The 10,545-nt window shown below is 44.3% G+C and carries 9 protein-coding genes and 1 pseudogene; 3 read left to right on the plus strand and 7 right to left on the minus strand.

Annotation, left to right across the window (positions count from 1 at the left end; all coding sequences use genetic code 11):
* From AB4512_RS21165 to AB4512_RS21175, 3 genes and pseudogenes are all read left to right on the plus strand, one after another.
* Positions 1–245, plus strand: a pseudogene (locus AB4512_RS21165) (hypothetical protein); the annotation flags it as partial.
* Positions 246–256: 11 nt separating this feature from the next.
* A complete protein-coding gene (locus AB4512_RS21170) occupies positions 257–967 on the plus strand; it encodes an IS3 family transposase (protein WP_372175585.1) in 711 nt (236 codons plus the stop codon).
* A complete protein-coding gene (locus AB4512_RS21175; RefSeq protein WP_372175577.1) occupies positions 892–1,101 on the plus strand; it encodes an integrase core domain-containing protein in 210 nt (69 codons plus the stop codon). Before AB4512_RS21170 ends, AB4512_RS21175 begins: the two co-directional genes overlap by 76 nt.
* Positions 1,102–1,227: 126 nt before the next feature.
* Here AB4512_RS21175 and AB4512_RS21180 read toward each other — a convergent pair whose 3' ends face one another.
* The 7 genes from AB4512_RS21180 to AB4512_RS21210 all read right to left on the minus strand — a co-directional run bounded on the left by AB4512_RS21180 (position 1,228) and on the right by AB4512_RS21210 (position 10,213).
* Positions 1,228–3,399 carry a polysaccharide biosynthesis tyrosine autokinase gene (locus AB4512_RS21180; RefSeq protein ID WP_372175579.1) on the minus strand — a complete coding sequence of 724 codons (2,172 nt, stop codon included), beginning with the start codon at positions 3,397–3,399 and terminating at the stop codon, positions 1,228–1,230.
* 168 nt (positions 3,400–3,567) lie between these two features.
* Positions 3,568–4,008, minus strand: coding sequence for a low molecular weight protein-tyrosine-phosphatase (locus AB4512_RS21185; RefSeq protein WP_017063132.1), 441 nt, complete (start codon positions 4,006–4,008; stop codon positions 3,568–3,570).
* A 116-nt stretch (positions 4,009–4,124) separates the two neighbouring features.
* Complete coding sequence (locus AB4512_RS21190; RefSeq protein WP_017063131.1) at positions 4,125–5,258, minus strand: polysaccharide export protein; 1,134 nt, start codon at positions 5,256–5,258, stop codon at positions 4,125–4,127.
* 657 nt (positions 5,259–5,915) lie between these two features.
* A complete protein-coding gene (locus AB4512_RS21195) occupies positions 5,916–8,183 on the minus strand; it encodes a YjbH domain-containing protein (RefSeq protein ID WP_372175581.1) in 2,268 nt (755 codons plus the stop codon).
* Complete coding sequence (locus AB4512_RS21200) at positions 8,183–9,070, minus strand: capsule biosynthesis GfcC family protein (RefSeq protein WP_372175583.1); 888 nt, start codon at positions 9,068–9,070, stop codon at positions 8,183–8,185. The genes AB4512_RS21195 and AB4512_RS21200 overlap by 1 nt, the downstream gene beginning before the upstream one ends.
* 84 nt (positions 9,071–9,154) lie before the next feature.
* Positions 9,155–9,859: a YjbF family lipoprotein gene (locus AB4512_RS21205; protein WP_065584528.1), complete on the minus strand. Its 705-nt coding sequence runs from the start codon at positions 9,857–9,859 to the stop codon at positions 9,155–9,157.
* A 120-nt stretch (positions 9,860–9,979) separates the two neighbouring features.
* Positions 9,980–10,213: a hypothetical protein gene (locus AB4512_RS21210; RefSeq protein ID WP_372175584.1), complete on the minus strand. Its 234-nt coding sequence runs from the start codon at positions 10,211–10,213 to the stop codon at positions 9,980–9,982.
* Positions 10,214–10,545 lie beyond the last annotated feature (332 nt).

Below are 10,545 nucleotides of genomic sequence, written 5' to 3' on the forward strand. Positions count from 1 at the left end.
ACAAATTAGTGGAAACATCGCTTCACGCTACCCCTTATTCCATATGGGTTTTTCATGATCTTGCCCTGTGCCAAATGGCGTCGAAGAAGATTAACTCCCTCCCAATACCTAATCAAGGCCCTGAAAAATCCGTTGCTCAATTGGAAAGAGAGATCCGTCAATTGAAGAAGAAACTTGAAATGGCGGAGCTGGAGAATGATTTCTTAAAGGAAGCGAAGGCTTTCTTCGACAGCCAAAAAGAATAAGGTTCGAGTACATTCTAAAGAAAACCTGTGTGAAGCTTCCTGTTATTCGCTTGTGTCGATGGTTAGACGTTTCTACAGCGGGTTACTACAAGTGGCTCACGAGACAACCCTCGAAACGAGAGACAGAAAATGACTCCTTAAGTAACTACTTGAGGAAAGAAAGCAAAGTTCAGCACTGTATTCCTGGTTATCGAAAACTTTGGGAGGCAGCTGTTGCTAACGGTTTTATTTGCAATAAAAAGCGAGTACAGAGGCTTTTGCAAAATATGGGCTATCGCTCTTGCGTTAGCTGGAAGCGATATGGACGAGCACCAAGGCAAAATACACTCATGCCTGCCTATAACATTCTTGCCCGTCAATTTAACGTAGATAAACCAGATCGTGTTTGGGTGTCAGATATAACTCAGGTGCGCTGTACAGATGGTTGGCAATACCTGTGCGTCATCTTAGATTTGTTTTCACGTAAAGTGATTAGCTGGTCAACAAGTCGCATTAACAACGCAAAGTTAGTGCTAAGAAGTCTGAATAAGGCTTGGGAACAAAGACAACCTTTAGGTCGCGAGCTTTTGTTTCATTCAGATCAAGGCATTCATATCGAGCGTTGGAAACGATCCGTTGGCATCGTAAACGCAAGATTAAAATCAGCATGTCGAGAAAAGGAAACTGTTGGGATAACGCGTGTTCTGAAAGCTTCTTTGCGCAATACAAGAAAGAGTGGATGAACAACTTAGGTGAACTATCACGACAAGAAATGACGATGCAGAGTCGAATTTACATCGATACCTATTATAATCCGGTAAGAAGACATGGGACTCTAGGTGGAATGAGCCCCATGGATTTTGAACTAATCAACTAAACCCTTGTGTCTACTTTTTAGGGGCCACATCAACATCACTTTTCGTATCTCGCCACTCTCATCCCGTATCTGCCTTTCTGCTCTTCGTTTACCCGGTTACTCGCATCTCGTTACTGCTCTTTAACTTTATTTCTTGTCGCTCGAATATGCGTAATTATAGTAACCGTAGCCGTATGAGCTTGATGCTTTCTTCTCGATGGCGTTGAAGATAACGCCTTTCACTTCGATACCCGATTGCTCGAAGCGGTTACGAGCCACATCGATCTCTTTAATGGTGTTTTGGCCATAACGCGCAACCATTAATGTGGTACCCGCAAAGGCGCCAACAATACTTGGGTCGGTTACCGCAAGTACTGGTGGGGTATCAACAATCACCAAATCATACTCTTTCGATGCCCATGCCATCAGTTCTGCAAAGCGTGGGTGCATCAGCAGCTCAGAGGGGTTAGGTGGCACTTGGCCGCGAGTAATAATGTCTAGGTTCTCTACCGGTGTTGCTTTAATGGATTGAGCAAACTCTTGCTTACCGCTCAATACATCAGAAAGGCCGTTATCCCAGTTCACCCCAAAGCTTTGTTGTAGGTAACCTTTACGCATATCGGCATCAATCAACAATACCTTTTGGCCTGTTTTGGCGGCTACTGCGGCAAAGTTGGTCGAGATGAATGATTTACCAATGCCTGGCGCGGGGCCAGAAATCATCAGAATATTGTTTTTCGCTTCTAGCATCGCGAAGTGCAAGCTGGTACGAAGGCCACGCAGTGCTTCAACCGAAAGATCGGCAGGGTTCGATTCAGCAAGCAGTGCCTGAACGCCTTTTGTTTGTACTTTCTTCGATTTAAAGCGGTTGGTTAGCTCAATCTGTAAATCTGATTTTGGTACCGCTGCGTAAACCGGAAGGCCGATTTGTTCAATTTGGTCAGGGCTTTCAACACCACGGTGGAACGCTGCTTTCACTAATACAAATGCGACACTTAACATGCCACCCAGTAGCGTTGCTAACACAACAATCAGCGGCTTCTTCGGTTTAACGGCGCGAGCATACGCTTGAGCGTCATCTAAGATACGAACGTTACCGACCGTACCGGCTTTGATGATGCTGAGTTCTTGAACCTTGTTTAACAGCTGAATGTAGATTTGTTGGTTTACTTCAACATCACGTGTCATACGTAGTACTTCACGTTGTGTTTTCGGTAACTTTTGCACTTGCTTGTTCAGGCGCTCTCGCTCGCCCAACAACGTTTTACGCTTATCAATCAGTGACTTATACGCCGGGTGATCTTTAGTGAAACGCTGACTGATATCACTTTCTTTAAACGTCAGTTCATTCAATTGCGCTTCAAGCTCTACCATTACCTTCAGGGTTGATTGTGCTTCTAAGCCCAAGTCGATCGATTCGTTCTTTTGGCGGTAATTATTTAGTACGTCTTCATAACCAGTTAGCTCAGATTTAATGCCCGGAAGGTGGCTTTCTAAGAACTGTAGGCTCTTCTCTGCTTCTGCTGAATTACGCTTCACGTTTTGTAAGAAGTAGATCTGGCTAATATGATTAAGGATTTCAGAAATCTGTTGCTTGTTTTCACCTTCAAAGCTTAGCTTCAAAATACCGGTTTGCTTACCTTGCTCAGACAAAGACAAAGAAGCTTTCAACCATTCGATCGCTTCTAGTCGACTACGTTGACTAATAGAGAATTCAAAATCGTTATGTGATTCAAAACCTGCCACAAACAAGCTGTAGTCGTCTGCTGTTGCTAGCTCACCCACTTTGCCTTTTAGGATAACGCGCTCATCGTCGCGAACTAATTGGTAAGTGCCCTGCTCGGCATCTAGGATCTGGATCGTGTGCCCGTAGTCGCTCGCATAGCTTGGCATGTTGAAACGGCTAACCGCAATGTGGTTGATGTCGCCAGTTAAGCGTGCAAAGCCTTTGCCGACGATTGGCGCATAGTTAGGTGAGGTCACAGTCGTTAAGTTAAACTTATCCACCGTTTCACCCAAAATCATACGAGATTTGATGATCTCGACTTCGGTTGTAGCTGAAGATTCTTGAGAGAACAATTCACCCATATCACCAACCATAGAAGAGATGCCACCAGAGCTTTTCTCTTCAATTTGGATCAGGGCATCCGCTTTGTATATCGGCGTCGAAAGCAAAGCAAACGCAATACCAAACACAGCAAAAACGAATGTGGTGAGCATGATTAGCCATTTAGCATCTAATAAGATGCCAAGCAGTTTTCCTAAATCTATCTCATCAGAGTTATCTGTATGCGATTGCTGAGAGGGTTGTGTTGTCATTTGTTTGCTACTTCCTAAAGTATTGCTATTTAAGAGACTATATACGCTCCGCGTACTTCTCTTTTATATTATTCCGTTGGTGGCTTTGCCATGCCTACATTTAGAGCATGACATTTAAAAAGCTGTCTATTTAAAACCTACTGCATCTAAAATCTATTGCATTTAAACCTACAGTTTTTTTGCCCAAGCTTGCGCCGCTTCGTCAATCAGCTTATAAGCGTGTTCAAACGCCTCACGACTTTGACGATAAGGGTCAGGAATGTCTTTTTGGCCAATCCACTGACCAAACAGCATAGTTTTACCACGTGCCTCTGGCGATATTTGAGTAAGCGCTTCTAAATGGCCCTTCTCCATCACCAAAATCAAGTCATACTGAGCACAAAGCTGTGGCGTGACTTGTTGAGACTGATGATTTTCAACATCAACCCCATTTTCAGCGGCTATTACAATGGCAGTGTCGTCTGCAGGCTTACCAATTAAACGGCTTTTCTCAGCAGCGATACCGGCAGAGGCCACTTCTTTGTTGGGCAGCAAGTTTTGTAAAACTCGCTCTCCAGTCGGGGAACGACAAATGTTGCCCACGCATACGACTAAAATTTTATTAAACATAATGGTCTCTAATTGTATTGGGCTTATAAGCTGGGTTTACTTTTAGATGTAAAAATCAGGTTACACGTACAATGCAACCTGATGATTAATTAGGGTTTATTACAAACCAGGGCTTATTACCAATTACGAACGCGCAACATACCTTCGGTTAGGTCGTTGAAGCCTGAAATGGTTGGTACAAGCTGACCGATTACACGGTTCCAGCGGCTGATTGGCGCTGCCGTTACGTAAACAATATCATAAGGCTTTAAATCAAACTCGGTGCCAATCACTAAAGCTGATGCATCTTCCATATTGAGTTGGTAGATGTCCGCCATGCGTTCTGATTTATCATCAGAAGTTCGGATCACAAACACACCCGTTGCATCTGCCGTCAGTTGGTTAATACCACCTACGTTGCTGAGTGCTTCGGTTAGGCTCATCCCAACGCGATCAATCTTAAGTAGTTGAGGATCGTTCACTTCACCCATCACGAACACTTTCTGGTTGTCATTACGCGGTACGTGAACAATATCACCGGCTTGCAGTAAGCGGTTTTGGGTTAGGTCACCACGTTGCATTAAACCGTAAAGTGAAAGGTTCTCTTCCACGCCATTGCGGGTTAATGAAACATTACGCCAATCAGCATCTTCAGACAAACCGCCAGAACGGTTCACGGCATCCAGTAACGTTAAAGGGATATTAGTGATTGGCTGCTGGCCAGGTTTAGATACTTCACCGGTAATGTAGGTTTTCTTAGATCGGAAAGCCGCTACGTTTACATCAACTTGAGGGCTTTCGATGTATTTCGCCAAACGTTCCGCTATATCAGAACGAATTTCACGAACCGTTTTTCCTGCAACTTCTACTGTACCAATGTATGGGTAGAAGATGGTGCCGTCTGCATGAACCCAGTTACCCGCTTCTGTGCTACTACGGTAAGAACCCGCTGGAATGGTCAGTTCAGGGTGATCCCAGATCGTAATATTTAAGATATCGCCCACACCGACTTTGTATTCATACTTTGCGATGTCTACGTCGAGTTCAGGGTTGGCTTGTGACACCGACAATGTACCCGTTTGGTAAGTCGATACTGATTGAGCTGTCAGTGGGTAAAGGTTAACCACATCAGAGATATCAGATTCTTGCTGTTCCTCTGAAGGCTGAATCACATTCTTGTTGCCAGTAGAAAGGTGAGTTCCTGGAGTAGTACACCCTGCAAGCAATACAGGAAGGAGCGCTAAAAGGAGACGATTTTTATTAATCTTCATGTTAACCAAGTCATAGAAACGGAATGTGTCGTGATATCCCAAAGGACACCCAAAGAAGTTAGAACAAACAATTTTATCAGCTACGCAGTATTTAATAGAGTTAAGGAGGGCTATTACTGTGATATCGCTCCCACTTAATATCAAAGATAGGAACGCTACCGCCCTTTGATATTCCGCGACATCACACTGCGTAGTTAATCTGCCTCTATCTATCTGGAATTGAGATAGAGGTTTTTTGTCATAAACCGAGCCAAAGATCGGACTTTCACACGGTTATTTTATTGCGTATGCATTATCCACAATTTGTGTTTATTATCAACCTAGTTGAATGGTTAAAGAGCAGATACGGGATTCGAGTGAACGAGTGGCGAAGAGCTAAAGAGCAGATGAGAGTAGCGAGATACGAGTAAACGAAGAGCCTAAAGCCGTGTCGGGATGCTTTTAGCTCCTCCCCTTTATCACAACTGTTGCTTGGCAGAAAATACCAACATAAGGGGAGGCAGGGAGGGGTTGGTAACACATAGATTAACGTCCCCCTCTAACTCCCCCTTTGATGAACATCACGATATCTTAAGCTATTCGTTATTCGATTATTCGAGACTGCTCTTTCCCCGCTCTTCGCATCCCGCTTACTCGTCACCCGTATCTGCTTTCGATCTACTTAACGCTACTCGGTCTTTGGAACCAAGGTGAGCGAGCATCGGTTTGATCGAACAAGTTGTATTGCTTATTCAACACTTGTCCGCCGTCACGCGTGATCGGTAACCAGGTAAAGCCTGCGCGGCTTGAGCTTGGTTTCACGGTAACAAGATCAAACGGAATCGATACATAGAAGCCTTTGGTATAGCTGCCTTCACCGTACTCTTCCGTTGTCATGTCGGTTAAGCTGACAAACGCACCGGCAATAACGCCACTCTTGAACTGCTTAGAGAAATCGACACGAGTCCCGATATCACCCGCAAGGAATTTACCGACGCCCACTTTAAGCAAGGTATCGCTCAAGAAGTCCCATTGTGGGGTGTAGTAACCGGTGATGAAGCCCGTCGTGCCCTTATCGATCACTTTGTACGTTCGGCTACTGTCATCTGGGTTAACTTGAATCTCTTGATCAAATGTGCCGAACCAACTTTCAGGATCGCGCTGGCTTATTGCAGTCATGTCTGCACCAATGGCCCAGTTTTGGTTGAATGGTCGATACAGGATTTCGCCACCCACACCCGCAAACATGCTTTCAAGGTACCCCCCGTAAGCTTGGGTGTAGACACCGCTGCCGTAGTCTTCAAACCACGTCAGTTGTAAGCGATCTAAGCGAACCGGATCGTCAACGTAAGAGCGGAATAAGGTTCTTACTCTTGGCGTTTGGTCAGTGCCGTCTGATGGGACGGTATAGTTAAACTTGTCGTAGTTATCGACTAAGTTAACGTACAAAGAGCCCGACAGTTCAACATTGTTTAACGCCCAGAACGAAGCGTTGGTGTATAAACCCAAACTGTATAAATAGAAGTTTTCAGCCGAACCGAACGATTGCGCTAGGTTTGGTGAAATCGACACATCGAATCGCTCACGCCCATCATGATAAATAACGGATTTCTTACGCTCTAACTCGTGAGTATCAGTTGCATCACTGGTTTGAGCATTGAGATAACTGTTATTAGCCGCCGCTTTGAACGCTTGTGCATCTACCGTTGTCTCAGTGAGTTCCATCGATTTATCATTTTCGATGATTTTATAAGTATCGATGTAACTCGGCACCGCGTTGGCAATCACGGTCGCACCACGCTCAAGGGCGATATCTCTGTCGCGGTATTTAACCTGAGTACCCTTTACCACAATACTATTATCGTCGACCAAGATTTGCGCTTGTTCATAGCCCGCGATCGTTTCAAGTTCTTCTGCAAGGGCCGCCATATCAATATCGTCAACCGTATCGACACCACTTGGGCGCAATTCTGCTGTTTCGGTATCTCGCCACACCGAATACATTTCATTGAAGTTGGTAGAAAGATCGAAGCCAAGGGTTAAAGTATCGCCTCGCTCATAGCTCACTTTCGCTGAGCCCCAATCGGTGAAACGGTAGACCGCGCCCACGTTCCATGGCGTGTGTTGTGTCATGTCGACACCACCACGTACTACAGGGAAGTCTTGAGAATAATCGTTGCCATCGTATTCAAGCTTCAAAGTTAACGGCTTATAAGGGGTTTGGTATTCAAAGCCGCCATAAATTGCCGCATCGCCTTTAAACCAGCGTTCAAAGTCAACACTGCCGCCATTGCCTTTATAATCAGACGGGCGTTCACAATACTTGTCACTGGCTTTACACAATGGGTTAGTGAAATTGCCACTGGTGCCCATGTATCCCCAAGCCATGCCCAAGGTAAAATCAACAGGGCCAAAGCGTTTGGTTGCCGCGACAAATTCGCCATCGAACAAGCCAGTACCACCGAAGTCACGCACGCCTACTGACACTTCTGGTAAGTAGTACCCTTCTTCGATTAAACGCAGTTTAAAGTCGATGCCTTTATCTGTGTATTTAGTACAGCCACTGAATGAGTTTTGAGAGCAATCTTGATTGCCACCACCGCTATAAAAGAGATCTTGTACTTGTGTATAACGAATGGTGGTTTCAAGCCAAGGCATCACCTGTAGGCTGACGTTATAAAAGTAGTATTCGTTATTAAACGAGGCGCTAAAGTTGAACTCACCTTCTGGTGCCATTCGGCCTGTTGGCATTTGCATTAAGCCAACACCACCAAAGTTCATTTGCGATGTTCTGTATTCAGTGTCGTCGAATGATGATTTTTCTGCTCGAATCGAAGAGGAATCTATGGTTGTTTCGGCAAAAACGGAAGCACTGTTGGTCATTAATAAAGCACAGGTAACCGATGCACACACTGCCGATAGAGGGAATGATTTCTGTTTCAGCATTACAGGCCAACCTTATGACGTAGCAAATCGACAATATCTTGGTTCAACGTTGAGTATTCCGATGGCAAAGAGTAGAACGCCATAAATACGATGGCACCTGGTGCTAAGTAAACCGGCTGTTCGTTCCAGTATGCGTATTGAATGGTTTGTACCACGCCATCTGGCTGAACAACATAAGCCACACTTTTATCTGCAGATTCACCAATAAAGCCATTCGGTAATGCATCGAGGTAATCATTCAACGTGCCATGCTCAATCAGATTCATTGTTACCGACTCTTTCATTGCCCCCATCAACTGAATTGACGTTGGTCGTTGTGGTAAGTACAGAGAAAAGGCTTGAGTTTGGCTAGTAGATGCTCTTTTTATGGCAGTAGACGACGGCTTGTTAGTATGAGAACTTGAAACAAGCAGTGGGTTCTTATCTGATTGAGAGATAACGGCATTACGGTCTAGCTCAATAAAAACTCGATTGAGGTATTGGAAAGAGGCTAATTGTTGGCGCACTAAGTTTGCTTCTGGCTCTTCTACTGCGAAAGCTTCAAGCTGGTTCAGTACATTGCGCTTTTTGGCTTCGATAGCTTGGTTAGCTTCTTTAAATCCAGTAACTGCAGTCGCTTCAGTATTGGTTATATCAAACAGTTGAGCCGAAAGGGGGAAGTAACCAATAGTACCGTTAGCGTTAGAGCTCGCATTCGCGTTTGCGTCGTCTAATACACGAAGCAGTCGAACGTTAGTTTGATACTCAAGCGTCACACCTTGAAGAGGAAGCTCGATTGTTGTTTTAATCGACGAAGAGCGTTCAGGCGTAACAAGATCAGAAGCCGAAGAAGCGGAGCTCAAAGCAAATAAAGCGCTGATCATTAACAGAGCTCTCATCGTTAACATAGTTCTCACCAATGGCAACCGACGCCCCGTCATTTTTGATGTATGACTCATATAATTCATCATTTTAGTTCATTACCCTGTTCGTTAATTGCTTTGATAATGCTTAAGGACGGTTAACTCAAGCCTTGTCATATCAGGGCCTAAATACTGTATGGTTTTTACCACTTTGCCTTCGCTGTCGACCCAATATTCGTTGGTGATGTCTTGTTCTAATATTGGGAATTGAATTTTTTCTTGGAATTTCTTGGTATCGATAGACGCTAACGGAGTTTCAACCGTGTCATTTCCCACATACGTTCGGGTGATGTTCGCTTTGTAGCCAAATCGATAGTTGGGTTGCCAGTCGTAAACCGCTTGCCACTTTTGGGCACCGGGGTTAGCTGACACATCAAACGCAGAAGAAGAATCGGCTGACGAATTGTTTGCAGAAGAGAATGTATTTAACGGCTGGAATGCCAAACCAGAGAGGTTTTCGTAAGGAAGCAATAGCGTTTGTACAATACGTCCATTTTCAGTGACGATCATCGCTTTGTCAGAAGACATCCACTTTAACTGCTCTGCGCCCGTTTGCGGGTTTTCACCGACGTACGCTAAGACCATGAAGATCTTACCTTGGTCATTCACTTCTGCATAAATGCTGGAATAAGGTAACGTTTGAATGTATTCCTTGGATAGCTCAACATCGGAGCTTCCAAAAAAGGCTTCATCAAAAGTAGAGTTAACGTCTTGAAACTGCTGAGAACAACCAGCAAGAAAAAGACCAAGAGATATGATTAGAGGTTTAAGCATGACGAGTTCTGCTTCCTAGCAATCTGGTTGCTGATGTCCAATATGGAAAATTAATCAATTAGATATAAAAAAACCACTTTATGCTTTCACATAAAATGGTTTTAAACGCCTACTCAAAAATTATCGAGTAGTTGTTGTCGTTGTTGCACCGCTTTCGTTAGAAGCAACCGCTACTGCTGCTGCTGCCGCTACTGCTGCTGTCGCTACTGCTACTGTTGTAGCCGTACCAGTTGCAGCTGCAGATGCACCAGCGCCTGCTGCTGTACCAGTACCTGCCGCTGCTGTTTCTTCAGCTGCAAATGCAGCACCTGAGAAGCTAACTGCTAATGCAGCTGCTAGAGCCATCTTTTTCATAATGATTTCCATTAATATAAACGTTTATATGTAGAAGATGATTTTCACACCCTCAAACAGTTGCTCAGCTTAAACAACTGATTGATCATGATAGATAATAACCACAATCAAGTAAATGGATAAATCATAAGCAATACCTTATAAAGCATTATATCAGAGAGACCTAGTACACAAACCTGTAAAAGTTGGTGATGTAACCAATAGATTTAAGCATCACCATTCACACTCGACCTCCCCCTTTGACCTAATACCGTTTGAATGATGCGAAGAGGTCAGTCTAGTAGCTTTTTTAATTGAGGGAAACCTCCCTAACGTAAGCGTGTCATGAACAC

The sequence above is a fragment of the Vibrio sp. 10N.222.52.B7 genome, from assembly GCF_041474275.1.
Taxonomy (GTDB): domain Bacteria; phylum Pseudomonadota; class Gammaproteobacteria; order Enterobacterales; family Vibrionaceae; genus Vibrio; species Vibrio crassostreae_C.

What these genes read in the sequence shown, in the direction of transcription:
- AB4512_RS21175 (WP_372175577.1), top strand. Translation starts at nt 892, where the DNA reads ATGTCGAGAAAAGGAAACTGTTGGGATAACGCGTGTTCTGAAAGCTTC.
- AB4512_RS21180 (WP_372175579.1), bottom strand. Translation starts at nt 3,399, where the DNA reads ATGACAACACAACCCTCTCAGCAATCGCATACAGATAACTCTGATGAG.
- AB4512_RS21185 (WP_017063132.1), bottom strand. Translation starts at nt 4,008, where the DNA reads ATGTTTAATAAAATTTTAGTCGTATGCGTGGGCAACATTTGTCGTTCC.
- AB4512_RS21190 (WP_017063131.1), bottom strand. Translation starts at nt 5,258, where the DNA reads ATGAAGATTAATAAAAATCGTCTCCTTTTAGCGCTCCTTCCTGTATTG.
- AB4512_RS21195 (WP_372175581.1), bottom strand. Translation starts at nt 8,183, where the DNA reads ATGCTGAAACAGAAATCATTCCCTCTATCGGCAGTGTGTGCATCGGTT.
- AB4512_RS21200 (WP_372175583.1), bottom strand. Translation starts at nt 9,070, where the DNA reads ATGTTAACGATGAGAGCTCTGTTAATGATCAGCGCTTTATTTGCTTTG.
- AB4512_RS21205 (WP_065584528.1), bottom strand. Translation starts at nt 9,859, where the DNA reads ATGCTTAAACCTCTAATCATATCTCTTGGTCTTTTTCTTGCTGGTTGT.
- AB4512_RS21210 (WP_372175584.1), bottom strand. Translation starts at nt 10,213, where the DNA reads ATGAAAAAGATGGCTCTAGCAGCTGCATTAGCAGTTAGCTTCTCAGGT.